General features: G+C 71.3%; 26 protein-coding genes. 7 read left to right on the top strand and 19 right to left on the bottom strand.

Annotation, left to right across the window (positions count from 1 at the left end; genetic code table 11):
- Positions 1 to 36: 36 nt before the first annotated feature.
- From QSK32_RS06690 to QSK32_RS06700, 3 genes are read left to right on the top strand one after another with little or no spacing between them, the layout of a single operon-like run.
- Complete coding sequence (locus QSK32_RS06690) at positions 37 to 666, top strand: TetR/AcrR family transcriptional regulator (protein WP_045746056.1); 630 nt, start codon at positions 37 to 39, stop codon at positions 664 to 666.
- Positions 663 to 2,072 carry an aldehyde dehydrogenase family protein gene (locus tag QSK32_RS06695; protein WP_045746055.1) on the top strand — a complete coding sequence of 470 codons (1,410 nt, stop codon included), beginning with the start codon at positions 663 to 665 and terminating at the stop codon, positions 2,070 to 2,072. The genes QSK32_RS06690 and QSK32_RS06695 overlap by 4 nt, the downstream gene beginning before the upstream one ends.
- Positions 2,069 to 3,157, top strand: coding sequence for an alcohol dehydrogenase catalytic domain-containing protein (locus tag QSK32_RS06700; RefSeq protein WP_285471448.1), 1,089 nt, complete (start codon positions 2,069 to 2,071; stop codon positions 3,155 to 3,157). The genes QSK32_RS06695 and QSK32_RS06700 overlap by 4 nt, the downstream gene beginning before the upstream one ends.
- A gap of 26 nt (positions 3,158 to 3,183) precedes the next feature.
- Here the strand turns inward: QSK32_RS06700 and QSK32_RS06705 are convergent, their stop codons facing one another.
- The 12 genes from QSK32_RS06705 to QSK32_RS06760 all read right to left on the bottom strand — a co-directional run bounded on the left by QSK32_RS06705 (position 3,184) and on the right by QSK32_RS06760 (position 13,577).
- The gene (locus tag QSK32_RS06705; RefSeq protein ID WP_285471449.1) at positions 3,184 to 3,378 is read right to left on the bottom strand and encodes a helix-turn-helix domain-containing protein; all 195 of its coding nucleotides are present in this window, start codon (positions 3,376 to 3,378) and stop codon (positions 3,184 to 3,186) included.
- A 78-nt stretch (positions 3,379 to 3,456) separates the two neighbouring features.
- Positions 3,457 to 4,044 carry a TetR/AcrR family transcriptional regulator gene (locus QSK32_RS06710; RefSeq protein ID WP_045746054.1) on the bottom strand — a complete coding sequence of 196 codons (588 nt, stop codon included), beginning with the start codon at positions 4,042 to 4,044 and terminating at the stop codon, positions 3,457 to 3,459.
- Positions 4,041 to 5,246, bottom strand: coding sequence for an acyl-CoA dehydrogenase family protein (locus tag QSK32_RS06715; RefSeq protein ID WP_045746053.1), 1,206 nt, complete (start codon positions 5,244 to 5,246; stop codon positions 4,041 to 4,043). The genes QSK32_RS06710 and QSK32_RS06715 overlap by 4 nt, the downstream gene beginning before the upstream one ends.
- Positions 5,246 to 6,226 (bottom strand): phosphotransferase family protein, encoded by a 981-nt coding sequence (locus QSK32_RS06720; protein WP_285471450.1) that lies wholly within the window; start codon positions 6,224 to 6,226, stop codon positions 5,246 to 5,248. The genes QSK32_RS06715 and QSK32_RS06720 overlap by 1 nt, the downstream gene beginning before the upstream one ends.
- Positions 6,223 to 6,993, bottom strand: a complete 771-nt coding sequence (locus QSK32_RS06725) for an SDR family oxidoreductase (RefSeq protein WP_045746051.1) — start codon at positions 6,991 to 6,993, stop codon at positions 6,223 to 6,225. Before QSK32_RS06725 ends, QSK32_RS06720 begins: the two co-directional genes overlap by 4 nt.
- The gene (locus tag QSK32_RS06730; RefSeq protein ID WP_045746050.1) at positions 6,990 to 7,739 is read right to left on the bottom strand and encodes an SDR family oxidoreductase; all 750 of its coding nucleotides are present in this window, start codon (positions 7,737 to 7,739) and stop codon (positions 6,990 to 6,992) included. The genes QSK32_RS06725 and QSK32_RS06730 overlap by 4 nt, the downstream gene beginning before the upstream one ends.
- Positions 7,740 to 7,758: 19 nt before the next feature.
- Complete coding sequence (locus tag QSK32_RS06735) at positions 7,759 to 9,015, bottom strand: ABC transporter substrate-binding protein (RefSeq protein WP_045746049.1); 1,257 nt, start codon at positions 9,013 to 9,015, stop codon at positions 7,759 to 7,761.
- Positions 9,012 to 10,037, bottom strand: coding sequence for a branched-chain amino acid ABC transporter permease (locus QSK32_RS06740; protein WP_083449439.1), 1,026 nt, complete (start codon positions 10,035 to 10,037; stop codon positions 9,012 to 9,014). Before QSK32_RS06740 ends, QSK32_RS06735 begins: the two co-directional genes overlap by 4 nt.
- Positions 10,034 to 10,912: a branched-chain amino acid ABC transporter permease gene (locus QSK32_RS06745; protein ID WP_045746047.1), complete on the bottom strand. Its 879-nt coding sequence runs from the start codon at positions 10,910 to 10,912 to the stop codon at positions 10,034 to 10,036. The genes QSK32_RS06740 and QSK32_RS06745 overlap by 4 nt, the downstream gene beginning before the upstream one ends.
- Complete coding sequence (locus QSK32_RS06750) at positions 10,912 to 11,628, bottom strand: ABC transporter ATP-binding protein (protein WP_083449438.1); 717 nt, start codon at positions 11,626 to 11,628, stop codon at positions 10,912 to 10,914. The genes QSK32_RS06745 and QSK32_RS06750 overlap by 1 nt, the downstream gene beginning before the upstream one ends.
- Positions 11,629 to 11,742: 114 nt before the next feature.
- Positions 11,743 to 12,558, bottom strand: a complete 816-nt coding sequence (locus tag QSK32_RS06755) for an ABC transporter ATP-binding protein (protein WP_285471451.1) — start codon at positions 12,556 to 12,558, stop codon at positions 11,743 to 11,745.
- A gap of 383 nt (positions 12,559 to 12,941) precedes the next feature.
- A complete protein-coding gene (locus QSK32_RS06760; protein WP_285471640.1) occupies positions 12,942 to 13,577 on the bottom strand; it encodes an alpha-ketoglutarate-dependent dioxygenase AlkB in 636 nt (211 codons plus the stop codon).
- 253 nt (positions 13,578 to 13,830) lie between these two features.
- On the opposite strand from QSK32_RS06760, the gene QSK32_RS06765 reads away from it, so the two are divergent.
- Complete coding sequence (locus tag QSK32_RS06765; RefSeq protein ID WP_045746044.1) at positions 13,831 to 14,742, top strand: MerR family transcriptional regulator; 912 nt, start codon at positions 13,831 to 13,833, stop codon at positions 14,740 to 14,742.
- A 149-nt stretch (positions 14,743 to 14,891) separates the two neighbouring features.
- Here QSK32_RS06765 and QSK32_RS06770 read toward each other — a convergent pair whose 3' ends face one another.
- From QSK32_RS06770 to QSK32_RS06800, 7 genes are all read right to left on the bottom strand, one after another.
- Positions 14,892 to 15,503, bottom strand: coding sequence for a GNAT family N-acetyltransferase (locus QSK32_RS06770; protein WP_285471452.1), 612 nt, complete (start codon positions 15,501 to 15,503; stop codon positions 14,892 to 14,894).
- Between the two features lie 26 nt (positions 15,504 to 15,529).
- Positions 15,530 to 16,507, bottom strand: a complete 978-nt coding sequence (locus QSK32_RS06775) for a succinate dehydrogenase/fumarate reductase iron-sulfur subunit (protein WP_285471453.1) — start codon at positions 16,505 to 16,507, stop codon at positions 15,530 to 15,532.
- The gene (locus tag QSK32_RS06780; protein WP_285471454.1) at positions 16,504 to 18,399 is read right to left on the bottom strand and encodes a fumarate reductase/succinate dehydrogenase flavoprotein subunit; all 1,896 of its coding nucleotides are present in this window, start codon (positions 18,397 to 18,399) and stop codon (positions 16,504 to 16,506) included. The genes QSK32_RS06775 and QSK32_RS06780 overlap by 4 nt, the downstream gene beginning before the upstream one ends.
- 9 nt (positions 18,400 to 18,408) lie before the next feature.
- Positions 18,409 to 19,185, bottom strand: coding sequence for a succinate dehydrogenase subunit SdhC (gene sdhC, locus QSK32_RS06785; protein WP_045746041.1), 777 nt, complete (start codon positions 19,183 to 19,185; stop codon positions 18,409 to 18,411).
- 132 nt (positions 19,186 to 19,317) lie between these two features.
- The gene (locus QSK32_RS06790; RefSeq protein WP_285471455.1) at positions 19,318 to 20,703 is read right to left on the bottom strand and encodes a TldD/PmbA family protein; all 1,386 of its coding nucleotides are present in this window, start codon (positions 20,701 to 20,703) and stop codon (positions 19,318 to 19,320) included.
- On the bottom strand, positions 20,700 to 22,136 hold the full coding sequence (locus tag QSK32_RS06795) for a TldD/PmbA family protein (RefSeq protein ID WP_285471456.1): 1,437 nt from the start codon (positions 22,134 to 22,136) through the stop codon (positions 20,700 to 20,702). Before QSK32_RS06795 ends, QSK32_RS06790 begins: the two co-directional genes overlap by 4 nt.
- An 83-nt stretch (positions 22,137 to 22,219) precedes the next feature.
- A complete protein-coding gene (locus QSK32_RS06800; protein ID WP_502872510.1) occupies positions 22,220 to 24,073 on the bottom strand; it encodes a S9 family peptidase in 1,854 nt (617 codons plus the stop codon).
- 82 nt (positions 24,074 to 24,155) lie between these two features.
- On the opposite strand from QSK32_RS06800, the gene mshB reads away from it, so the two are divergent.
- The 3 genes from mshB (at position 24,156) to QSK32_RS06815 (ending at position 26,071) form a co-directional block, all read left to right on the top strand.
- A complete protein-coding gene (gene mshB / locus QSK32_RS06805) occupies positions 24,156 to 25,037 on the top strand; it encodes an N-acetyl-1-D-myo-inositol-2-amino-2-deoxy-alpha-D-glucopyranoside deacetylase (protein ID WP_045746038.1) in 882 nt (293 codons plus the stop codon).
- The gene (locus QSK32_RS06810; RefSeq protein ID WP_052720984.1) at positions 25,037 to 25,516 is read left to right on the top strand and encodes a hypothetical protein; all 480 of its coding nucleotides are present in this window, start codon (positions 25,037 to 25,039) and stop codon (positions 25,514 to 25,516) included. Before mshB ends, QSK32_RS06810 begins: the two co-directional genes overlap by 1 nt.
- Positions 25,517 to 25,603: 87 nt before the next feature.
- Entirely contained in the window at positions 25,604 to 26,071 is a 468-nt protein-coding gene (locus QSK32_RS06815) for a hypothetical protein (RefSeq protein WP_045746037.1), read from the top strand.
- Positions 26,072 to 26,075: the final 4 nt, after the last annotated feature.

Raw genomic sequence — 26,075 nt, forward strand, 5'->3', positions numbered from 1 at the left:
TCCAGAGTTGACAACGTCTTTTTCTCAGGAGTTTCGATGGCTCGTCCACGGCAGGCGCTGCTGACCAGGCAGCGCATCGTCGAGGCGGCCTCCGCGATGATCGACGCCGAGGGGCTGGCAGCGCTGTCCATGCGCCGCCTCGCCACCGAACTCGGTGTGCAGGGCCCGTCGCTCTACAACCACTTCGCCACCAAGGCCGAGATCGTCGACGCGGTCGCCGAATCGGTCGTCGCCCAGGTCGACGTCGACGTGTTCACCGGCGCCGACTGGCGCGACGGCCTGCGACTGTGGGCGAAGTCGTACCACGCGGTCCTCACCGCCCACCCGAACATCGTCCCGGTGCTGGCCACCGGCCCCGGCCGGCGACCGGCCGGACTGGCGATGGCCGAGGCGGTCTACGGCGCGCTGATCGACGCCGGCTGGTCCCGGGCCCGGGCCACGCACATCGGCGCGCTGATGCGATACCTGATCACCGGGTCCGCGCTCGGGTCCTTCGCGCTCGGCTTCGCCGCCGACCCGGAGCTCTACGCGCGCTACCCGCACCTGCACCGCGCCCACGAACTCGCCGCACACCACGACGAGGTCGACGAGGGCGCGTTCGCACTAGGGCTGGATCTGCTGATCACCAGCCTCTCCGACCGCTACGACCAGGGGGTACGCCGATGACGTCGGTCTTCCGCGACGAGCTGTACATCGGGGGCGCATGGGTGCCGCCGGACTCCGCCGACCGGATCCCGGTGGAGAACCCGTTCACCGAGCAGAACTTCGGGCACGTGCCGGCCGGCACCGCCGAGGACGTCGACCTCGCGGTCGCGGCCGCGCGCCACGCCTTCGGCACCTGGTCGATGACATCACCCGCCGAACGCGGCGCGACCCTCGGCCGCATGCACCAGGCGCTCGCCGCCCGGGCCGCCGACATCGCCCGCACCGTGGGCCAGGAACTCGGCTCCCCCCTCAAGGTCGCCAAGGCGGTCCAGGCGGGCCTGCCCCTCACGGTCCTTCAGGGGTACGCGGAAATCGCGGCCCGCCCACCCCGCGAGGAGACCATCGGCAACTCGGTGGTGGTCCGCGAACCGGTCGGCGTGGTCGGTGCGATCACCCCCTGGAACTATCCGCTGCACCAGGTCGTCGCCAAGGTCGGCGCCGCCCTCGCCGCCGGGAACACCGTGGTCCTCAAACCCAGCGAGCTGACGCCCCTGGTGGCGTACTTCCTGGTCGAGGCGGCACACGAGGCGGGCCTGCCGGCCGGCGTGCTCAACCTGGTCACCGGCACCGGACCCGTCGTCGGGGCGGCCATCGCCGGCCACCCGGAGATCGACATGGTGTCGTTCACCGGTTCGACGGCCACCGGCCGGGCGATCACGCACGCCGCCGCCGACCGGATCGCGAAGGTCTCGCTGGAACTCGGCGGCAAGTCGGCCAACGTGATCCTCGAAGACGCCGACCTGGTCCGGGCGGTCAAGACCGGCGTGGCCAACGCGTACCTCAACTCCGGTCAGACCTGCACCGCCCTGACCCGGATGCTGGTCCACCGCAGCCGCTACGACGAGGCGGTCGAACTGGCCGCCAAATCCTCCACCGCCTATCTGATGGGTGACCCGTTCGACCAGACCACCCGGCTCGGGCCGCTGGTCTCCGCCGCCCAGCGCGACCGGGTCAACCACTTCATCGACCACGCCACCGCCCGGCTGGTCACCGGCGGACCGGACGCCCCGGTCCCGCCCACCGGGTACTTCGTGGCGCCGACCATCTTCGCCGACGTCGACCCGGACAGCGACCTGGCCCAGGAGGAGATCTTCGGACCGGTCCTGTCGATCATGGCGTTCGACAGCGACGACGAGGCCGTGGCGATCGCCAACAACTCCAAGTACGGCCTGGCCGGGGCGGTCTGGGGCGCCGACGAACGGGCCCTGTCGGTGGCCCGCCGCCTGCGCACCGGCGCCGTCGACGTCAACGGCGGCGCGTTCAACCCGTTCGCCCCGTTCGGCGGCTACAAGCAGTCCGGCATCGGCCGCGAACTCGGCGTCCACGGCCTGGAGGAGTTCCAGCAGGTGAAGGCGATCCAGCGATGACCCACTACGTGCCCGGCCTGGTGGTACGCGCCGACGGCGTCCCGGCCGCCGTCGAGGAGCTGCGCCTGCCCGAGATCGGCCCCGGCCAGGTGCGGGTCCGGATCCGCGCGGCCGGCGTCTGCCACTCCGACCTGTCCATGGTCAACGGCACGCTGCGGCCCCCGCACCCGCTCGTCCTGGGCCACGAGGCGGCCGGCGAGGTCGTCGAGACGGGCGAACGCGTCAGCCGGGCGTCGGCCGGCGACCACGTGGTCCTGAACTGGCAGCCGGCCTGCCGGTCCTGCTGGTTCTGCGACCGCGGCGAGGTGTGGCTGTGCAGCACCTCGTCCGGGGTGGCGGCGTTGGAGAACGGGATGACCGTGGACGGGGAACCGGTCCACGTGACCCTCGGGGTGGGGGCGTTCGCCGGGGAGGTGGTCGTTCCGGAGAACGCGGTCATCCCCGTACCCGCGGAGCTTGATTTTGATCTTGCGGCGTTGCTGGGGTGCGCGGTGCTCACCGGCACCGGCGCCGTCCGCAACACCGCCAAGGTCGCCCCCGGGGACTCGGTCGTGGTCATCGGCCTCGGCGGGGTGGGACTGTCCGTGGTCACCGCGGCCCGCGCCGCCGGAGCCGCCCAGGTGATCGCGGTGGACCTCGCCGAAACCAAGAAAGGCCTGGCCGAGGCGGCCGGCGCCACCGACTTCGTGGTCTCCTCCGACACGCTGTCCAAGGACATCCGGGCCCGCACGTCCGGCCGCGGCGCCGACCACGCCTTCGAAGCGGTCGGCCGGGCCGCCACCATCCGGGCCGCCTGGCGGGCCACCCGCCGCGGCGGCCGGGTCACGGTGGTCGGCATGGGCGCGGCCGACGACATGGTCCAGCTGAGCGCGCTGGACATCTTCAGCTCGGCGCGGACCCTGCAGACCTCGGTGTACGGGCAGGCCGACCCGGACCTGGAGATCCCGGCCCTGGCCCGTGACGTGGTGGCGGGCACGCTGAACCTGAGCCACCTGATCACCGACCGCATCACGCTGGCCGACGTCCCCGCCGCCTTCGACCGGATGGCCCGCGGCGAGGGAGCCCGCTCCGTCGTCGTCCTCTAGGGGCGCCTCCCGGGGTGGCCGCGGTCCTACGCCGCGTCCACCCCGGCTCCGGTCCCGGCCGCGGCTCCGGCCCCGCGAAGAATGTACTTATCGTCGCCGAACACCGCGGAGATCTGCAGACGGTCGCCGAGAGCCTCGACGTAACGGGCGATGGCCTCGACCGTGGAGACCTCGCCGCGCTCGATCTGCGAGACCCGGCCCTTGGTGATGCCCATCCGCATCGCCGGGCGAGAGCTGATGACCAGATGTCCACAGGCCGCCCCGTGGAGGGCGGAGCGGCCCCGTGGCTGGTGTCGCCGTCAGTCGGTTCGTGAGGCGAACAGGGCGGTGACCGTGCGGGTCAGGGCGGTGCGCGCGCCCTCCTCGGACAGGTCCATGGCGCCGCGCAGCGTGTCCCACGTCGGCCAGAGGCTGACCGCGGTGAGGGCCTCGACCAGTTCCCGGTCGTCGCCGAGTTCCGGGCCGAAGACGGCCTCGAGTTCGTCGCGGACGCGGGACACGTGCACCTTGCGGTACCGCTGCAGGCCGGTCGAGAACGGCTCCTTCAGGGCGGACGCCCGGGCCGCCGGCCCGATCTCCTCGAGCAGGCGGGCGCGCTGCCGGCAGTACGCGTCGATCCGCTCCGGCAGCGGAAGGCCGGCGTCGATCGGCTGGTGGGAGGCGTCGCGGTGTTCCAGGACACGCTGGCCGCTGGCCGTCATCAGGGATTCCATGTCGGCGAAGTGGCTCCACAGGGCGCGCAGTGAGACGCCGGCGACCTTGGCGATCCGGTCGGCCGTGGGACGCAGGTCGCCCTCGCTGATCAGGCGCAGGTGGGCGTCGACGATCGCGTTGCGGGTGCGTTCGGACCGTGCGGTGCGGCCGTCGATGCGGGGCTGTGGGGTCACGGACGGCTCCGGTGGCGTTTGAGTTCGCGGTGCGCGAGGGAACGCTTGTGCACCTCGTCGGGGCCGTCGGCGAGGCGCAGCATGCGGGCGCTCGCCCACAGGCCGGCCAGTGGGGTGTCCTGGCTGAGGCCGGCGGCGCCGTGCGTCTGGATCGCCTTGTCCAGAATCCACTCCACCGTCGACGGGACGACGATCTTGATGGCCTGGATCTCGGTGTGCGCGCCCCGGTTGCCGACCGTGTCCATCAGCCAGGCGGCCTTGAGGACCAGCAGACGGGCCTGTTCGATGCGGACCCGGGACTCGGCGATCCAGTCCTGGATCACGCCCTGCTCGGCGAGCGGCTTGCCGAACGGGGTGCGGGTCAGCGCGCGCGTACACATGAGTTCGAGACCGCGTTCGGCCATGCCGATCAGCCGCATGCAGTGGTGGATGCGGCCCGGTCCGAGACGGGCCTGGGAGATGGCGAAACCGCCGCCCTCCTCGCCGATCAGGTTGGTGGCCGGTACGCGTACGTCCTCGAAGAGGATCTCGGCATGCCCGCCGTGATCGCCGTCGGTGTATCCGAAGACCTGCATGCCGCGCCGGACGGTGACGCCGGGGGTGTCCCGGGGCACCAGGATCTGGCTCTGCTGCACGTGGCGGGCGGCGTCCGGGTCGGTCTTGCCCATCACGATGAAGATCTTGCAGTTCGGGTTCATCGCGCCGGTGATGTAGAACTTGTGCCCGTTGATGACGTAGTCGTCGCCGTCGCGGACGATGCGGGTGCCGATGTTGGTGGCGTCCGACGAGGCGACCTGCGGTTCGGTCATCGCGAACGCGGACCGGATCTCCCCGGCGAGAAGCGGCGTCAGCCACTGCTCCTGCTGCGCGGGGGTGCCGAACTCGGCGAGCACCTCCATGTTGCCGGTGTCCGGGGCGGCGCAGTTGAGCGCGGGCGGTGCGACGGCGGGGCTGCGGCCGGTGATCTCGGCAAGCGGGGCGTACTGCAGGTTGGTCAGGCCGGCACCGTGCTCACCGGGCAGGAACAGGTTCCACAGTCCGGCCTCCCGGGCCGCCTTCTGCAGCGTGCCGAGGACGGCGGGCGGCCCCCACCCGTCGCCGTCGGCGTGGAACTCGGCCTCGGCCGGGTAGACGACCGAGTCCATGAAGGCGAGCAGCCGCTTGCGGTAATCCTCGGTTTTCGCGTCGAACTCGAAGTCCATCAGTGTCCTTCCAGTGCGCGGTGGCCCTGTTCGATCAGGGCGGGCACCATCGCGCCCACCGTGTCGAAGCCGGGTCCGACCGTCTGGCCCTTGGTGTAGCGGAAGTGCACGCCCTCCAGGATGACGGCGAGCTTGAACGCGGCGAATCCCACGTACCAGTGCAGATCGCCGACGTCACGGCCGCTGCGGGCGGCGTACCGTGCGGCCATCTCGCCCAGTGACGGATGCCCGGGCAGGTCGATCGGGGCGACCGGCTCCCCGTCCCGGACCAGCAGCGGCCGGCCGGCGTAGACCAGCATCAGGGCGAGATCGCTGAGCGGATCGCCCAGTGTGGACATCTCCCAGTCGAGCACCGCGGTGACCGTGAGGTCCTCGGCGATCAGCACGTTGTCCAGCCGGAAGTCGCCGTGCACCACGGTCGCGGGCCCACCCTCCGGGATGTCGACGGCCAGCCGGGCGTGCAGTTCCTCGATGCCGGTCAGCTCCCGGCTGCGGGACGCGTCGAGCTGCTGTTTCCAGCGCCGCGCCTGCCGGGCGTTGAACCCCTGCGGCCGACCGAAATCGCCCAGGCCGATCTTGTCCGGGTCGAGGGCGTGCAGGTCGGCGAGGGTGTCGACGAGCGTGAGCGTGAGACCCCGCAGGTCGATCGCGGCGATGTCCGCAGCGTCCCGCAGGATCCGCCCGTCGACGTTTTCCATCAGGTAGAACGGGGCGCCGAGCACCGTGGTGTCGGTGCAGAGCGCCACCGGCCGGGGCACCGGGAAACCGGCCCGGGACAACGCGTCCAGAACCCTGTGCTCCCGGGACATGTCGTGCGCGGTGGGCAGCACATGCCCGAGTGGCGGCCGGCGCAGCACCCAGCGGTGGGTGCCGTCGGTGACCGCGTAGGTCAGGTTCGACCGGCCACCGGCGAACATCGCGGCGGTCAGCGGCGGACTGTCCAGATAGGCCCGGAGGCGTTCCAGGTCCAGGCCTTTCATGACTTCTCGAAGCTTCGCTGCAGCTTGTTCATGCCGTTCAGCCAACGGCCCGGATCGGCCGCGCGCAACCGGGCGTACCCGGCCACCTCCGGATGCGGCAGGATCAGGAAATCGTCGCCGTGCAGCGCGGCCGCGGTCACCTCGGCCACCGCCTCCGGGGCGAGCGCGCCCTCCTCGAGCAGCGCGGCACTGCCACTGCCCCGGGTGTTGCCGCGGGTCAGCATGTCGGTGCGCACCCCCTGCGGGCAGAGCGCCTGCACGATCAGGCCCCGATGCCCGTACGTGGCCCGCAGCCACTCCGCGTAGGACAGCGCCGCGTGTTTCGTCACCGAGTAGGTGGCGCTCCCCAGCAGGGTCAGCAGGCCGGCCGCGCTCACCGTCATCAGCAGCCGTTTCGGTTCGCCGCCGTCCAGCCAGCGGGGCAGCAGCGCCCGGCTCACGTAGACGTGCGACATCACGTTGACCCCGAAGTCGCGCTGCCACACCTCGTCCGGGGTGGTCTCGTCGCCGGCCGACAGCACCCCGGCGTTCGAGCAGAACAGGTCGATGCCGCCCAGTTCGTCGAACGCGGTGGCGACCAGGCCCTGGACGTCGTCCTCGCGGGCGGCGTCCCCGGGCACGGCGATCCCGCCGATGTCGTCGGCGACCGCGCGTGCCGCCCGGGCGTCGAGGTCGTTGACGACGACCCGGGCGCCGTCGGCGGCGAACCGCCGGGCCAGCGCGGCGCCGATCCCACCACCGGCGCCGGTCACCACCACCCGCTTCACTCGACCGCTCCGGTCAGCGTCAGACCGCCGTCGATCACGATGGTCTGCCCGGTGATCCAGGCGGCGTCCGGCGAGCAGAGGAACGCGACCGTGCCGGCCACGTCGTCGGGGGTGCCGAGACGCTTCAGCGGATAGGTCGCCGCGACCTGCTCCTCCCGGCCCTCGAACAGGGCGCTGGCGAAGCGGGTCTTCACCACGGCCGGCGCGACCGCGTTCACCCGGGTCGACGGCGCCAGCTCGACGGCCAGTTCCTCGGTCAGGTGGATCAGGGCCGCCTTGGTGGTGCCGTAGAAGGCGATCCCGGGCGCCGGGCGGACCCCGGAGACCGACGAGACGGTGACGATCGAGCCGTTGCCGGTCTCGCCGAGACCACCGCGCAGCGCCTCCTGCACCCAGCCGAGCGTGCCGATCAGGTTCACCTCGGTCATCTTGCGGGCGGCGTTCAGGTCGAGACCGGCCAGCGGCCCGTACGCCGGATTGATCCCGATGTTGTTGATCAGCGTGGTGACCGGCCCGAACCGTTCCCGCACCGCGTCCACCACGGCGGCCCGGTGCTCGGCGTCGTCGCCCTTGCCGGCCAGTCCGATCGCGGTGTCCGGCCCGCCGAGTTCCTTGACGGCGGCGGCGAGCGCATCGGCGTCCCGGCCGGTCACGGCCACCCGCGCGCCCGCGGCCACGAGGCGTTGCGCGATGGCGAAACCTATCCCCCGGCTGGCGCCCGTCACGATCGCTACCTGGTCGGCCATCGCTCAACTCCTTCTGTCGTCATGCTTGCGGGATGCCGTTCGACGGCGGGGCCACGGCCTGTCCCTGGTACGGCGCGACCGGCGCGTCCCCGTCGTCGGTCTGGTACGCCGACCCGAAGAACACCGCCTTGCCGCCCTCGATCCGGGTGAGCTGGGTGCCCCCGTACCCCGCATGATCTGTCGCCGAGAAACGCAGCGGAACCAGCCCCGGGCCCTGAAAACCGTTCTTCTGCACGGCGGCGACGATCCCGTCGCGGGTCAGGTCCTGGCCCGCGGCCTGCAACGCCTGCACGAACAGGTACGCCACCGCCATGCCGTACACGATGTTGTTGTCGAACTCGGCGTTGCCGTTGTACTCCGTGTTGACCTTCTTGAACAGCTGGATCCACGGGCTCGCCTCGTCGGTGGTCAGCGGCAGGTAGTTCGCCGCCACCACCCCTTCCAGCAGCGGCGCGGCGGCGCCCAGGGCCTTGCCGACGGTCGTCGGGTCGGCGCCCACGTTACTCACCACGAACTGAGGTTTGAAGGCAATCTTCGCGGCCGTTCCGATCGCCAGCGCGGTGAAGCCGGGCACCGTGGCGAGCAGGACCACCTCGCAGCCGGCCGCCTTGAGCGCGCCCATCTGCGGCCCGACGTTCGGGTTGCTGGTCACGTAACTCTCCTCGGCCGCCACCGGCCCGAGGATCTTGGTGATGCCGGCCAGGCTGTCCCGGCCGAAGTCGTCGTCCTGACCGAGGAAGCACACCTTCTTGCCGGCGTGGTTCTCCTTCACATAGGTCCCGAGGACCTTGCCCTCGACGGTGTAGTCCGGGTTGAACCCGAACGTGCCGGGATACTTGTCCGGCTGGTTCCAGCTGCGGCTGCCGCTGGCCACGAACAGGTCCGGCACCCGGTTGGTCTTGAGGAAGTCCAGCACACCGGTGTGCGTCGGGGTGCCCAGCCCGCCGAGGATGGCGAAGACCTTGTCCTGCAGCACCAGCTCCCGTACCACCTGCTGGGTGTTCGCCGGGTTGTAGCCGTCGTCCTTGACCGTGTAGCTGATCTTCCGCCCGTGGATGCCGCCACCGGCGTTGACGAAGTCGAAGTACGCCTTGGTGGCCGGCGCGATCTTGGAGTATCCGGCGGCGGCCGGGCCGGTCAACGGCATGTGCGTGCCGACGACGACCTCGGTGCCGGTGACGCCCGGAGTGGCGGCGCCGCTCGAACCGGTGTCACCGTCGCAAGCGGCGGTCAGAAGGACGGCGGCTGCGAGGAATGCCGTCGCGGTGCGTCTCATGAGGTCCTCCTTCTTCGGAATCTGATGGATGCCAGGCCGCCGGGAGCGGCGAGCATGACGACGACGAGCACCACGCCGAAGATCACCAGCGCGAGGTTGCCCTCCAGCCGCGGCGAGCCGGTCCCCTCGGCGACCGCCTGGGCCAGCGTGGGAAGTGCGACGAGCAGGAACGCGCCGCCCAGCGCCCCGGCGAGACTGCCCAGACCGCCGATCACGATCGCCATCAACAGGAACAGCGACAGCGTGAGCGGGAACGCACCGGGGGAGACACTCTGCGCGAGCACCGCGAACAGGGCGCCGGACAGCCCGGCGCAGGCGGCACTCACCACGAACGCCGCCACCTGGGTCCGCGCCACGTCCACACCGGCCAGCCGGGCCGCGGTCTCGTCGTCCCGGACCGCGCGCAGATCCCGCCCGAACCGCCCGCGGACCAGCACGGCCAGCAGCGACGTCGAGAGCAGCGCGCCCGCCCAGCACAGCCAGGCCTGCCACTGCTCGACCGGGATCGTCCCCGGCGGCGGGTCGAGCGCCACCGACAACCCCTGATCACTGTTGAAGATCTCGTCGAAGGTGCTGGTCACCGACGGCACCACGACCGCCACCGCCAGCGTCAGGCCGGCCAGGTAGGGACCGCGCAACCGGGCCGCGGCCAGCCCGATCACCAGACCGGCCACGGTGGTCACCACGATCGCCGCGACCAGGCTCACCGGCAGGCTCAACCAGCGGTTCTGGGCGAGCGCGAACGTGTAGGCGCCGGTCGCCATCAGCGCGCCGTGCCCGAGCGAGAGCTGGCCGTTGAGTCCGGTGAGGACGGTCAGGCCGCCGGTCACGCAGAAGTAGGCGCCGACCGTAGCCAGCTGATAGTTGCGGAACGGCGGCAGCAGGAAGCTCAACCCGACGATCACCAAGGCGCCGGCCAGGATCATCGCGGGCGGGGCGAGGCGGCGCAGGCTCCGCGGTCTCTCCCCGCGGGGTACGTCCGAAGCGGCGTCCCGTGACTCCCGGACACTCGGTCTCGTCATGCCGTTCTCGCCGTCGTGGTGGAGAAGAGCCCGCCCGGCCGGCCCAGCAGCACGACCACGAGCAGGAGCAGGACCGCCATCGGGGCGACCGTGGCACCCAGATAGCCGCTGACATACGACAACAGCAACCCGACCACCAGCCCACCGGCGACCGCGCCGATCGGACTGTCCAGCCCGCCCACCACCGCCGCCGTGAACGCCGCCACGAACACCCCGTCCATCGCGGTCGGATGCAGCCCCAGCTCGGTCGGGATCACCAGGATCCCGGCCAGCGAACCGGCCGCCGCCGCGAGCGCCCAGCCCAGCGTCAACATCCCGCCGACCGGCACGCCGAGCAGCCGCGACACGTCCGGTGCGAACGCCGCCGCCCGCATCCGCAGGCCCACGTTCGTACGCGTGAAGAGAAGCGTGAGTGCCAGCACCACCGCGCCCACCGCGGCGAACACGAACACGTCGTAGCGCGAGAGCAGCGCCACCCCGCCCACCTCGAACGCGTCCCGGCTGAACGGTGTCGGCACCGGCCGGAACTCGTTGCCGTAGACGATCCCCAGCACGCCCTGGATCACCAGCACCAGCCCGAGCGCCACCACCACGCCGTTCAGCGGCGACGAATGGTCGACGAAACGCATCACCACCCGCTCGACGGTCACCCCGAGCACCAGCCCCGCCACGATCGCCACCACGAACCCGAGCCAGTACGACCCGGTCGCGGCGGTCACCGAATACGCCGCGTAGACGGCGGCGACCGCCATCGCACCCTGCGCGAAATTGACGATCCGGGCAGCCCGCCAGATCAGCACCAGGGCCAGCGCGAACGCGGCGTAGACCGCACCCCGGCTCAACCCGTCGAAGCTCAGATAGACGAATTGGCTCATCAGAACCCCAGATAGGCGTGTCGCAGGTCGTCGTCGGTGCTCAGCGCCGCCGCCCGGTCCCGGGCGACCACCCGGCCCAGCGCCAGCACGACACCAGCGTCGGCGACCGACAGCGCACTGCGGACGTTCTGCTCCACGAGCAGCACGGCCAGGCCGGTCCGTTCCCGTAGGTCCCGCAGCAGCGCCATGATCTGTCCGGTTACCCGCGGCGCCAGCCCCAGCGAAGGCTCGTCGAGCAGCAGCAGCCGGGGCCGCCCGACCAGCGCCCGCCCCAGCGCCAGCATCTGCCGCTCACCGCCGGACAACTGATGACCGGCGTACGCGCGGCGCTGCGCCAGCGGTGGGAACAGGTCGTAGACCTCGTCGAGCGCCCGGCGGGCGTCCGCCCGGTCCCGTCGCCACAGGCCGCCGAGCCGCAGGTTCTCGTCGACGGTCAGCTCGGTGACGACGCCCCGGCCCTCCGGCACGTGCGCGATGCCCCGGTGCACCATCCGTTCCACCCGGACACCGGTCAGATCGGTCCCGTCGAAGGTGATCCGCCCCCGGCCGTGGACCAGGCCGGAGAGTGTCCGCAGCAGAGTGGTCTTGCCGGCACCGTTCGCGCCGAGCACGGCGACGATCTCTCCGGGGTGGACGGTCAGGTCCACGTCGTGCAGGACCGGCGCCGCGCCGTAGCCCGCGGTGAGGCCCTCGACCTCCAGCAGCGCGCTGGTCATCGGCGGTCTCCCGCCGTCGTCGGGGTACGGGTGCTCATCGGCGTCCCTCCTTCAGGGCCGTCGTGCGGGTGTCTTCGCGTGCTTTGCTGGTGGTGTTCTGGTGGTACGTGCCGGTCAGGCCGCGGTGCCCAGATAGGCCTCGGTGACCCGTGGGTCGGCGCTGATCTCGGCCGGGGTGCCGAGCGCGATCGGCTTGCCGAAGTCGAGGACCAGGATCTCGTCGCAGACCGACATGACCAGGTCCATGTGGTGCTCGACCAGCAGAACCGTGATGCCGACGTCCTTGATCAGGCCGGCCAGCCAGCGGATCTCGTCGGCGTCCAGCCCACCGGCCGGCTCGTCGAGCATCAGGATCCGTGGCCGGGCCGCCAGCGCCCGGGCCAGCTCGACCCGTTTGCGGACCGCATAGGGCAGTGCCCCCGGACGATCCCCGGCGAAGCGGGTGACACCACACCGTTCCAGAGCGGTCCAGGCCTCGGACTCCGCGTGCCGCCCGCGCACGCCGACCATCACGTTCTCCAGCACGGTCATGCCGTTGAACTGGCCGACGCCCTGCAGCGTGCGGGCGATGCCCAGCCGGTTGAGGTGGTGCGGCCGGGGCCGCCATGGCCGGCCGCCCAGCGTGAGCGAACCCTCGGACGGGGTGACGAAACCGGAGACGATGTTGAAGAGGGTGGTCTTGCCCGCCCCGTTCGGCCCGATGACACCCACGATCCGGCCGGGCGCCACGCGCAGCGACACGTCGTCGAGAGCGGTCAGGCCGCCGAAGCGAACCGAGATGTGGTGCAGCCCGAGCTCGTCGGGCCGGTGATCCGTTGGAGCGTGATCTGTTGGAGCGTGATCCGTTGCCACGTGATCTGTTGCCACGTCATCTGTTGCCATGGGCACCTCGCCGGACCGGTGGAAGTCCTGGTAGGAAGTGATGGTCAACTATTTACACTTGGAGTGTAACTTTATCGGCGCACTCGTCAACCACTTGCAACGCCGTCGTTACCTGAAGCGATGAATCCCAGCTCGGAGATGGTGCGAACCGTCGGAAAGCCGGTCGCGGCAACCTCTCCGAGATCTGTCCTTCATGGATTGCTGTGATGGTGGGGCGCGCGACCACGCATTGCCCGTCTCACTCGGCTCGCTGCGTCGCCCTGTCCCCGGGCCGGTTCTCGCGCCTGCGCCATGCGACCTCCGGTTCCTCTGGTCGACCGCCGGACCGGCGGGTTTCGCCGTCTCCCGGCTGGTTCGCTCTCCGGTGGGCTTGTCCGGCCGCTCAGTTCCTCGGCCGGCCTTACTTCTTGGGCGGCCTGCTCCTCGGGTGGTCAGGCGACGCCGGCTGGCCGGAACTGCACGCTGACCCGCGGCCCGACCGCTCTGGCTGTTTTCGGCACGGCGTGCTCCCAGGTCCGCTGGCAGGAGCCGCCCATCACGATCAGATCGCCGTGCCCGAGCGAGAACCGCAGCGTCTCGTGCTCGCCGGCCCGTGGTCGCAGCAGCAGGTTGCGCGGTGATCCGAAGGAGACGATCGCGATCATCGTGTCGTGTCGCGCCGACCGTCCGAGCGTGTCCCCGTGCCAGGCGACGCTGTCCCGCCCGTCGCGATAGAGGCACATGCCCGCGGTCACGAACTCCTCGCCGAGCTCCTCGGCGTAGTGGGCGTTCAGCGCCGCCTTCGCCTCCGTCAGCGCGGGGTGCGGCAGCGTCTCCTGTCCGCCGAACCATCGGAGCAGGCGGGGCACGTCGACCACGCCGTCATACATCTGCCGTCGCTCGGCGCGCCAGTCGATGCCGAGCAGGGTCTCGAAGACCGTGTCCGACCCGGTCAGCCACCCGGGCAGGACGTCGACCCAGGCGCCCGCGGTCAGCTGATGCCGCGTCAGGCGGCCGGTCAACGCGGTGAGCGCGTCGGGCGACCCGGGCATCAGGTCGAGCATGGAAGGCTGGTAGGCGCCGGTCATGCCCGCCATCTTAGTACTCATGTTCGAGTGATCGGCGCGCTCGTCCCGGCCCGTTTTTCGGGCTTGACCCTGCCCTTGGGGACGGCTTTACGGTCGGTACATGGCGAAGAGGGAAGCGGTACCGACGAGGGAAGCGGTACTGAAAAGGGAAGCGGTGCTGAAGAGGGGAATCGCTGTTGACGAGGGGAGCCCTGTTCTCGTGCCCCCGAACGGGTTTGACCCGGACCCTTGGGTGCGGGTTTAGGGTCGCGGCATGCGGGTGGGTGAGTTGGCGCGGCGCACGGGCACGACGGTGCGCGCTTTGCGGTATTACGAGTCGGCCGGGCTGGTGGTGCCCCGGCGGCTGACCAACGGCTACCGGGAATACGATCCGGTCGCCATCCGGCTGGTCCAGCAGATCCGCGAGCTGACCACGCTCGGGCTCAGCGTCGAGGAGACCCGGCCGTTCGTCGAGAGTCTGGCCGAGGGGCGGGAGGCAGACGTCTGCGCGGCGGCGGTGGCCACCTACCGCAGCGCGATCGACGCCCTGCACCAGCGGATCGGCCGGCTCACCGCCCAGCGTGACGGTCTGCACGAGCGGCTGGATTCAGCGGCCGGCCGGATCCCGCCACCGCCACCCGGTCGCGCCAGCGCCGATCCGGCGAGCCTGGTCGGTGTCCGCGTCCCGTCGCTGGAGTTCTACGCCACCGACGGGCGCCCGATCGACCTCGGTGATCTCGGGCCCGGCCGCAGTGTCGTCTTCGTCTACCCGCTCACCGGCCGTCCCGGCGTCGACCTGCCGGACAGTCTCCTGCACATCCCGGGTGCCCGGGGCTCCACCGAGCAGGCGTCCTGGTTCCGCGACCACCACGCGGAGCTGCTGACCGCGGGCGCCGCCCGGGTGTTCGGCCTGTCCGCCCAGTCCACCGGCTACCAACGCGAGCTCGTCCACCGTCTGCGCCTGCCCTACCCGCTGTTGCCCGACCCGCGGATGACCCTGGCCGCCGCGCTCGGCCTGCCCACCATCGGCGGCGCCGACATGGTCCTCTACCGCCGGATCACCCTGATCATCCAGAACGGCACCGTCGAGCACGTCTTCCACCCGATCGCCGAGCCCGCGATGCACGCCTTGGAGGTGATGCGCTGGCTGGCCCAGCACCGCCCCGCCCGCACCGCGTCCGCTTGACCTCTCACGCCGCTTCCGTTCTGCCTCCACGATGCGACTGTTCGAGCTCGCGTGCGGTGGAGGCGGGTGGAGGCGATGGCGGATGGAGTACGGGTCCCTGAACCGCTGAGGGCCGGAGCGGGCAGGCAGCCACGGTCCGGCGGGACGGCTCAGTCGGAGTGCACGCGGGCGTGGACGTGCATGTCGTGCCATCCGTCGGCGTGGCGGGCCTCGCTGCGGCGTACACCTTCGGCGGTGAAGCCGGACCGTGCGGCGACCCGGCAGGAGGCGGGGTTGGCCGTGGAGTGGCTGAGTTCGAGCCGGTGCAGGCCCAGGGTGCCGAACGCCCACCCGGTGAGGGCAGCCAGAGCACGGGACGCGATGCGGTGTCCCCGCGCGGCCGGGACCACCCAGTAGGAGATGGCGGCCAGGCCCTCCTCCAGGTCGATCCGTCGCAGCCCGATCTGACCCGCGACCGATCCGAACAGTTCCGTGCCGGGACTGTCCTGTCGTGTGGCCGTTTCTGACAGGACGGCCCAGCTTGCGCCGACCTCGGCGTGCCAGTCGCGCGGCCAGCGGGCGAGCCACTCCCGGGCCTCGTCCTCGTCAAGGGTGCGGCAGTGCCAGCGTTGGATGCCCGGATCGGCGAAGGCGTTCACCACGGCGGGCACGTCGCTCTCCCGCCAGGGCCGCAACCGCACCCCGTCCGCCCCGTCGAGCACCGGTTGCTCGAGGGCGGCGAGCGTCCCCGCCGGCAGTGCGGGAGTCACCAGTGAGGGCATGCGCCGACCCTATCGGCCGAGAACGATCATTCGGGGTCGCGCGGCTCCGGATGGTGGTAGACCACGCGCTCGGGCGGCAGCGGAAACGTGACGTCCTCGCCGTACGGGGAAAGCCCGCCCTGCTGCGGCGCGAGGAGTTCGGCGACCTCGAGCCGTCCGTCCGGGCCCACCGGCGGGGCCTCGGGCAGCCGGCTGCTGGACATCGGGGTGCTGGAGGCCACGCCGGTGGGCCCGGCGGACGGGGCGGGCGCTTCCAGCTGGTCGCGGCGGAAGATCTTGCGGCCGAGCCGGACCAGGGGGTCGTAACGGCGGTCCACGACACGCTCCTTCATGGGGATGATGGCGTTGTCGGTGATCTTGATGTGTTCCGGGCAGACCTCGGTGCAGCACTTGGTGATGTTGCAGAGGCCGAGGCCCTGACTGGCCTGGGCGTACTCCTTGCGGTCGGCCCGGGCGTCCAACGGGTGCATGTCCAGCTCGGCGGCCCGGATGAAGAACCGCGGGCCGGCGAAGGCCTCCTTGTTCTCCTCATGGTCGCGGACCACGTGGCAGGTGTTCTGGCAGAGGAAGCACTCGATGCATTTGCGGAACTCCTGGCTGCGTTCCACGTCGATCTGCTGCATGCGGTAGTCGCCGGGCGCGACCCCGGCCGGCGGGGTGAAGGCGGGCGTCTCGCGGGCCTTCTCGTAGTTGAAGCTCACGTCGGTGACCAGGTCGCGGATCACCGGGAAGGTCCGGATCGGCGTGATCGTGACGGTCTCGTCCTCGGTGAACGTCGACATCCGCGTCATGCAGCCCAGGCGCGGCCTGCCGTTGATCTCCATGGAGCAGGAGCCGCACTTGCCGGCCTTGCAGTTCCAGCGGCAGGCCAGATCGGGGGCTTCGGTGGCCTGCAGACGGTGGATGATGTCGAGGACGACTTCGCCCTCGTTCACCTCGACGTCGAAGTCACGCAGGTCGCCGCCGGACGCGTCGCCGCGCCAGACACGGAAGTGGCGTTTCACTCTGCCTCGCTCTCGGCCAGTTCCTCGTCGGTCAGATATTTGGCCAGTTCGGCCCGGTCGAAGAGGCCGAGCAGCTCGTCGCGCATCCGCGGCACGGGCTTGCGGTCCAGGTGCACGTCGCCGGTGTCGTCGAGGGAGCAGACCAGGTTGATCCGGCGCCATTGCGGGTCCATCCGGGGGAAGTCCTCGCGGGTGTGGCCGCCGCGGGACTCCTCGCGTTCCAGCGCAGCCTTGGCGGTGCATTCCGAGACGACCAGCATGTTGCGCAGGTCGAGGGCGAGATGCCAGCCGGGGTTGTACCGCCGGCCGCCGGCCGCGGCGACGTTCGCCACCCGGGCCCGGAGCTCGTGGAGACGTTTGAGGGCGTCGCTGAGTTCGCCTTCGCGCCGGATGATGCCGACCAGGTCACCCATCACCGCCTGCAGATCCTGTTGCAGCGTGTACGGGTTCTCGCCGTCCGCCCGTACCAGCGGCGCGCACGCCACCTCCACCGCCGCCGCCACGTCCACCTTGGCCGGTCGTGGCCGGCGGTCGAGCGTGTCGACGTAGGCGGACGCGTGTTCACCGGCCCGTTTGCCGAAGACCAGCAGGTCGGAGAGGGAGTTGCCGCCGAGCCGGTTGGAGCCGTGCATGCCGCCGGACACCTCACCGGCCGCGAACAGGCCCTGGACCGTGCCGTGCGCGGCGGTGGTGTCCGGGTCGACCTCGATGCCGCCCATCACGTAGTGGCAGGTGGGCCCGACCTCCATCGGCTCCTTGGTGATGTCGACGTCGGCCAGTTCCTTGAACTGGTGGTGCATCGACGGCAGCCGGCGGATGATCGTCTCGGCCGGCATCCGGGTGGACACGTCCAGGAAGACGCCGCCGGCGGGGCTGCCCCGGCCCGCTTTGACCTCGCTGTTGATGGCCCGGGCCACCTCGTCGCGGGGGAGCAGTTCGGGTGGGCGGCGGTTGTCGTCGGGGTCGGTGTACCAGCGGTCGGCCTCGTCCTCGGTCTCCGCGTACTGCTTGCGGAACACGTCGGGCACGTAGTCGAACATGAACCGCTTGCCGTCGGAGTTGCGCAGTACGCCGCCGTCGCCGCGGACCGATTCGGTGACCAGGATGCCCTTCACGCTGGGCGGCCAGACCATGCCGGTCGGGTGGAACTGCAGGAACTCCATGTTGATCAGGGTGGCTCCGGCGCGCAGGGCCAGCGCGTGGCCGTCGCCGGTGTACTCCCAGGAGTTCGAGGTGACCTTGTAGCTGCGGCCGACACCACCGGTCGCCAGCACCACGGCGGGGGCTTCGAACAGCAGGAACTCGCCGGTCTCGCGGTAGTAGCCGAAGGCGCCGGCCATCCGGTCGCCGTCCAGCAGCAGCTCGGTGACGGTGGTCTCCTGGAACACCCGGATCCGGGACTCGTAGTTGCCGGTCGCCGCGAAGTCCTCCTGCTGCAGCGAGACGATCTTCTGCTGAAGGGTGCGGATGAGTTCCAGGCCGGTGCGGTCGCCGACGTGTGCCAGTCGCGGGTATTCGTGGCCGCCGAAGTTGCGCTGCGAGATCTTGCCGTCCTTGGTGCGGTCGAACAGCGCGCCGTACGTCTCCAGCTCCCAGATCCGTTCCGGCGCCTCCTTGGCGTGCAGTTCGGCCATCCGGAAGTTGTTGAGGAACTTCCCGCCGCGCAGGGTGTCGCGGTAGTGGACCATCCAGTTGTCGCGCGAGTTGACGTTGCCCATCGCGGCTGCCGCGCCGCCCTCGGCCATCACCGTGTGGGCCTTGCCGAACAGCGACTTCGAGATGATCGCGGTGCGTTTCCCGGCGAGCCGGGCCTCGATCGCCGCGCGCAGTCCGGCACCACCGGCACCGATCACGACGACGTCGTACAGATGGCGTTCGACGGAGGTGGTCATCGGTCCTCCTCAGTTGATGACGCGCAGGTCGGAGAACCAGCCGGCGGACAGGCCCATGATGTAGAAATCGGTCAGCGCGAGAGTGCCGAGGGTGATCCAGGCCAGTTGCATGTGCCGGGCGTTCAGTGCCGAGACCAGGGTCCACAGGCGATAGCGGATCGGATGCCGGGAGAAGTGCTTCAGGCGTCCGCCGACGATGTGCCGACAGGAATGACAGGACAGTGTGTACGCCCAGAGCAGGATCACGTTGGCCCAGAGGATCACGTTGCCCAGTCCGAGGCCGGTCGTCTGCGCGTGGACCGCGTCCCACGTGTTGATCACCGAGATGACGCCCGCCGCGTAGAAGGCGAACCGGTGTGCGTTCTGGAAGACCAGCGGGAACCGGGTCTCCCCGGAGTAGTTCCGGTGCCCGTCCGGCACGGCGCAGGCCGGCGGTGACAGCCAGAACGCCCGGTAGTACGCCTTGCGGTAGTAGTAGCAGGTCAGCCGGAAGAGCAGCAGGAACGGCAGGGTGAACGCCGCTTCGGGGATCAGGAAGAAGCTCGGCAGCGGCGTGCCGAACATGGCAGCCGGTCCACAGAGGTCGGTCAGGCACGGGGAGTAGAACGGCGTGAGGTAGTGGAACTCCTCGACGAAGAACCACTGGTGCATGAAGACCCGGACGGTCGCATATGTCACCCAGGCGCCCAGTCCGACGAAAGTGATCAGTGGGGCCAGCCACCACCGGTCCGTCCGCAGTGTCCGCGCGGTGATCGCCGCGCGAGGGCGTGGTGCCGTCGTCGTCATGCCCGTCTCCTCACGGAAACCATCGACAGTGATCTGGGGCACACGTTACGCCGTACGTCCGACGAAAAGGGGACCGGGATCACTGATCAGCCATCCCGGTCCCCAAAGACGATCACCAATGCGGTAACGGATCTAGCCGGACGCGTTCCCGGTGATGTTCCACTCGGACAGTCGCAGCGCCGGGGCGGCCCATCGCGCGCGTCCCCAGGCCTGCGGCAGCAGCACCGATTCGCCGCCGATCCCGAGGACCCGGCCCGGACCCAGAGCCTGCGGGTACGACTGGGTGAAGCGCACGTTCCCCACCGGCGCGGTGATCTCGCCGTCCTCGATCAGCCATACCCCGTTGCGGGTCAGGCCGGTCACCACCAGGCTCTTCTGGTCCAGCACCCGGGTGTACCAGAAATCGCTGACCAGCAGTCCACGCCGGACCCCGGCGACCAGCGGCCGGGCCGACGCGACGACGAAGTCCGGCCCGTCCGTCACGACGGCCGGCCCGGGTTCCATGCGCAGGTGCGCCGGCATCGGCCCCCACGACCGCGACGACGGTGACGCGTGCCCGGTCGAGACGCCGCCGGCCTGCGCGGCGGAGAGCCGGTCGTGCGTGACGGCCGTGGTCACCCCCTCGCGGACCAGCACGAGCTGCTGCCGGGGAGTGCCCTCGTCGTCGAACGGCAGACCGCTGCCGCGCGGATCGTCCACGATGGTCACCGACGGGTCGAACTGTGGCACTCCGGGCTCGGCGAACGACTGGCGCTGCGCGAAGGCCCGCCCGTTGAACCCGAACATCGCGAGGTTGTCCAGCAGATCGCTGACCGCGTCCGGTTCGAGCACCACCTCGTAGTGGCCCGGTGGCAGTTCCACCGGCTGCCGGGCGGCCCGCGCCTTGGCCGCGGCCCGGGCGCCGAGTGCCGCCCCGTCCAGGTCGGCGAGCCGGGGCGAGGCCAGCCGGGCCACCCCGTCGGCGCCGTCGAGGCGGGCGATCCCGTCGAACGCGGCCTCCACGGCCCGGCCCTCCACCGCCTGACCGGCGGTGTTCGCGAAGGCGGCCGAGACGGCGACGGTCCGGCAGTACCCGGCCGTCTCCAGCCCGTCCGCCGCCCGGACGAAGTCGCGGACCAGGGCGGCCCGCTGCTCCGGGGTGGCCCGCGCGGTGGCCTCGTCGAAGCCGTCCGCGCCGAGCCCGCCGGAGGAGAGGTGCAGAGCCGCCGGCGGGGTGAGCCCCGGCCACGCCGCGTCCGGCGGGCTGACCCGGGCCGCCGCGATCGTCCGCTCGACCAGCGCGCGCAGGCCGTCCGGCCCGGTGACGGTGCTCGACGCGCCGGTGGTCCGGCCGTCCAGGTGCAGGCGCAGGCGTACGCCCGTGGTCGCCTCCGCCACGTTCTGGTGGATCATCGAGGTGGCGAAGCGGGTCAGCGCCTCGGTGTCGTGCCGGACGACCACCTCCGCCTCCGCGTCCGGGCCCGCCAGCGCGCGGACCAGCTCGACCATCCTCGCCGCGATCGGCAGTTCGGCGCTCATCCGCGTACCCCCACCCGGACGTCGGTGAATCGAGCCGGCGCCGCCGGATGGCCGGTGTGCCCGATCTGGCCGGGCTGTCCCTTGCCGCAGTTCGGCGTGCCCCAGGCGACCGTCTCGTTCGAGAGCATGTCCATCGACTGCCAGAACTTGGGGCCGATCCCGGTGTAGGTCGGGTTGCGCAGCATCCGGCCCAGCCTCCCGTTCTTGATCTCGTAGCCGACCTCGCAGCCGAACTGGAAGTTCAGCCGACGGTCGTCGATCGACCAGGACCGGTTGATGTCCATGAACACGCCGTCGTCGGTGGCCGCGATGATCTCTTCGAGGGTGTGCGGACCGGGTTCCAGGCCGACGTTCGTCATCCGGACCATGGGCAGCCGGGCCCAGCCGTCCGAGCGGACGCTCCCCGCGTAGTCCAGTCCGGCCAGCGCCGCCGAGTCCCGTCCGGCGAGGACGCCCTCCCAGATGCCCTCGCGGACCGCGTACCGCTTGGTGGCGGGGGTGCCCTCGTCGTCGAACCCGAAGCTGCCCAGCGCGCCGGGGAAGGACGGGTCGATGGTGATGTTCATCAGCTCGGAGCCGTACCGCAGTGAACCCAGCCTGCTCAGGTCCAGCCAGCTGGTGCCGGCGAAGGCCGCCTCCCAGCCGAGGATCCGGTCCAGTTCGATGGCGTGCCCCACCGACTCGTGGATCTGCAGGGCCAGCTGTTCGCCGCCGAGCACCAGCGTGGTCTCGCCGGACGGGCAGAGCGGCGCGGTCAGCAGCGCCCGGGCCTCCTGCGCCATCCGGGGCGCGTTGCCGACCAGGTCGATCTCCTCGATCAGTTCCCAGCCGCGGGTGCCGAACTGTCCCCGGTGCGACGGCCAGGACCGCCGCTGGATCTCGCCGTCACCGAAGGCCATCGCGGTCACGCCCGCGCCGCACTCCCGGATGTGCTGGTCGATGCGGTGGCCCTCGCTGGAGACGAACCACTTACGGGTGTCCCAGATCGCGTAGTTGGCCTCGGCCATGTCGGCACCGGCGCCGGTGGCCGCGGCGGTCGCCCGGACCAGCAGGTCGCCCTTGTCGGAGAGCGGTACACCGAGCGGATCGATCACGCAGTCGCTGGTCCAGCTCGCCGTCACGGCGGTGGCGCCGACCAGCTCGATCGGGGGTCCGGGAACCGCGGCGCTCGCGGCGGCGATCTGCGTGGCGCGGCGTCCGGCCGTACGTGCCGAGGACTCCGACAGCTCGGGTACGGCGAAGAAGCCCCAGCTGGAGCCGACGAGTGCCCGGACTCCCAGCCCGGCGCTCTCGTCGGAGCTCAGGTCCTCGACCGCCCCGTCCCGTGCCGACATAACCTCGGTGCGGCGCACCATGACGCGCGCGTCCGCATAGCGGGCGCCGGCGTCGAGCGCGGCCTGCACGGCCGCGCCCGCCTCATCGAAGTGGGTCATGTCCCGACCCTATGCGCCGCCTCCGGGCAGGATCAGGCGGATCGATGGACGAGGGGACCAGGCGGATCGCTGGAGGAAGAGGATCAGGCGGATCGCTGGAGGAAGGCGAGTTCCTCCTCGAGTCCCGCGGCCGGCAGCGAGGTCGCCCCGGGCAGTTCCGCCCCGATGACCAGCAGCCGGCCGGCGGCGGGGGTGTCCTCGGCCACCGCGGTCAGGCTGTGATGCTGGTAGACGTGCCCCGAGTCGGACGGGTCACCCAGGTAGCGTTCGGCGAGCGCGCGCGGCAGGTCCGCCCACTCCAGCACCGGATCGCGGGCCACCCCGCGGTGGAAGACCTCCGGGTCGCGCAGCACCGCCAGGGCCGCCAGCCAGCCGCCCAGCCCGGTGCCGCGCACCGCGACCCGGCTCAGGTCCAGGTCCGGGTGCTTGCCGAGCAGGGCGCGCAACGCGTCGGACAGGTCGGCCGGCGCCAGATCGGCGAGCCGGCGGTGCACCGCCTTCTCGAAGCTGGGCGCCACTCCGGGCGTACCCCGGCCGTCGATGCTGACGACGGCGAAGCCGGAGTCGGCCCACCACTGCCGTTCCTGCCAGGCGGACCGGTCGGCGAGCACCTGCTGGTGTCCGGGGCCCTCGCCGAGGGCGAGCAGCACCGGCAGCCGGGTTCCGGCGAGGAAACCGCGGGGGTAGAGCACCGCGGCCGGCAGCCGCCGGTCGGTGACCCGTTCCAGCACCGGCTCGGGCCGGTACGGCAGGTCGGCCGCCAGCGACCGCAGCGCCGCGACCTCGGTGTCGCCGCGCCACACCCGGTCGCCGGCCACCATCACGTCGCCGCCCACGGTGACCGGCCGTGTCCCGGTCAGCCCGGTGATCCGGCGGACCTCCGGGCCGCCCCCACCCAGCGAGGTACGCACCCGGAACACCTCCCGCACCGCCGGGTCGCCCAGGCTGCCCTCCACGATCAGGTCGGGCGCCCCGGCCGGACCGTCGGCGCGGGGCAGCGTCCCGGCGACCCGGCGCACGTAGAGCCCGGGCGGCGTGAGCAGGCTGCCGTCGGCGAACAGGCAGCGTGCGTCGAAGCCGTCGTGGGCCAGTTCCCCGCCGACCAGCACGCGTCCGTCCGGCAGGTGCCGGGGTGTGCCCGGGATCGGCTCCACCCAGCGGGCGTCGGCGAGTTCCGCGTGTACCTGGGTCTCCCCGGTCCGGGGGTCGACCGACAGCACCAGGCCGTGCTGCTGCATCCGGCGCAGCACGGTGATCAGCGGCCCGCCGCCGGCCCAGCGCACCTGCGCCAGATAGGGGTACGTCTCCCGGTCCCAGTGCACGTCGACCCAGCCCTCGTCGAGGTCGAGCAGGTGCAGGCTGGCCGCCCCGGCGGTGCGTACCGCGAGGATCTGCCGGCCGTCCGGCGACCACCACCAGCCGCGCGTCCGCTCGAACTCCGCCGAGCCGCTCCCGGCGAGACCCCAGCAGATCTTGCCGCCGTGTTCGCGCCACGCGTTGCCGGGTTCGCCGGCGAGCAGCCGGTCGCCGTCCGGGCCGGTGATCCGCAGCGCCGCCGAGCCGTCCGGGTCGGCCACGTACCCGATGGTGCGTCCCTGCGGGTCGGGCCGGGGATCGTGGACCGGGCCCTCGCCACCGATCGCGGTCACCTCGCCGGTGAGCAGATCGGCGCGGAACAGCTCGCCGTGCCGGGCGAACGCCGCGGTCCGGGCGAGGCGGTCGGTCGCGTACGACGCCACCGGACCGTGCGCCACCCGGCGTTCGACGCCGCCGGCCAGGTCCAGCAGCCACAGTTCGTCGTCCGGTTCGTCGGGTCCGGGCGACCGGAGGAAGGCGACGCGGGCTCCGTCGGCGCCGATGGTCACCGTGTGCGGGGCGCCGTGGCGGAAGCCAGCGGTACGCCCGGCGAGTCCGGGGTACTCCACGCTCCACAGCATCGCTGATCGCCACCGCCTCGTGGAGGGGAAACCGCGGGCTGGGCGGGCGAAGTCGTCGGTGGTCGCGCGTACAGTATCGGCCGTGACCGCTACAGACACGTTGCCCGCCCGCCGGTTGCTGCTGGTGCACGCGCACCCCGACGACGAGGTGACCGGCACCGGCGCCACGATGGCGCACTACGTCTCCGCCGGCGCCCACGTCACGTTGGTGACCTGCACCCTCGGCGAGGAGGGCGAGATCCATGTGCCGGCCCTGGAGCGCCTGGCGGCCGGGCAGGCCGATCAGCTCGGCGGCTACCGGCTGGTGGAGTGGGAGCGGGCCTGCGCCGCGCTGGGGGTGACCGACCACCGGATGCTCGGCGGGGCCGGCCGCTACCGCGACTCCGGGATGATGGGCCTGCCGACGAACGACGATCCGCGGGCCTTCTGGCAGGCGGACCTGGACGAGGCCGCGGCGCACCTGGTGGAGATCATCAAGGAGATCCGCCCGCAGGTCATGATCACCTATGACCCGAACGGCTTCTACGGACACCCCGACCACATCCAGGCCCACCGGGTCGCGATGCGCGCCGCCGAGCTGGCCGGCGACATCGGCCCGGAGAAGATCTACTGGACGGCGATGCCGCTGAGCGTGCTCGAGGACGGCATGGCGGCCTTCCGCGAGCTCGACGACAACCCGTTCGCCGGTGTCGAGTCGGTCACCGACCTGCCGTTCGGCACGCCGGACGCGGAGATCGCGGCCCGGATGGACGGCACCGACCACTACGCCAAGAAGACCGCCGCGATGAAGGCGCACGCCACCCAGATCCCGGACAACTCCTGGCTCTACGGCATCGCCGGCGACTTCGGCGGCGAGTTCATGGGCGTGGAGTACTTCACTCTCGCCAAGGGCGCGCGTGGCCCCGGCGCGGGACCGCACGAGTGGGAGGACGACCTGTTCAGCGGCCTGGAGATCGCCGACTGATGACGACCTCCGAGGTGGAGACCGAGCCGGCGGCCGCACCCCGGGTGCCGTGGTCCGGCTGGGAGCGCGTGATCCGGGCCGGCGGCGTGGTCGTGTCGATCCTCGCCACCCTGGTCACCGCCCTCGTCGAGATCGAGTTGAGCGCGTTCCGCGTCGGCAGCGTGGCGGCGCTGCTCGACGGCGACTCGCCGTGGACCGGTGGCGGCGCTCTGATCCCGATCGCGACCCCGGTCGCGGTCGGTCTCAACCTGGCCATCGCCTGGTTCGCCGAGACCACCACCGGACGCCGGTGGGCGGTCGGCGTGCCCTGGGCGTTGTGGACGCTGCTGATGCTGGCCGCCGCCGGCACCCGGAAGGCCGAGGGCGACCTGCTGTTCCAGGGCGACAACTGGACGGTCCTGCTGACCATCACCGCGGGCAGCCTGACGTTCGCCGTCTATGCGTACAAAATGATTCTCAAACCACCGACTGCCAGCTGACTCTCAGCACGCCTCTAGGAATCCCCGCGCACCATCCGCGAAGATGCACGAGAGTTCGACAGATTTTCACGTTCGCTGGGAGGAACAATGACGCAGCAGCGCTGGTTCCGGATCACGGTGCTGGCGGCCGGGCTGTTCGCGATCAACGCGGTGGCACGCCTGGTGGTCCGGTTCGGGTTCGACGGTGACAACATCGCGCAGAACCGCGGCTCGACCGCGATGTTCGCGCTGATCGCGCTCGTGCTGGGGGTGCTCACCTTCCTCCGCGCGCATCGCACGGCGCCGTCCGGTTGGCTGCCCGACGTGGGCTTCGGCGCCCTCGGCGGCATGCTGCTGACCGTCCTGGTGGGACCGCTGCTCAACGGCAACGCCCCGTTCGCGAACGGCGCCGGCGACTTCTTCCTGCAGGTCTGGCTCTACGCCGGCTGCGCGATCGTCGGCAGCGCCCTCGGTTACGGCCTGGCCGTCGTGCTCGGCCGTGACTACCGGTCGCGTGCGCTGCAGGCGTATTCCGCGCAGCGCACCAACCGTCCACGCCGGGTGGTCGGCCGCTGAGGGG

It is taken from the genome of Actinoplanes sp. NBRC 101535 (assembly GCF_030269225.1).
GTDB lineage: Bacteria > Actinomycetota > Actinomycetes > Mycobacteriales > Micromonosporaceae > Actinoplanes > Actinoplanes rectilineatus.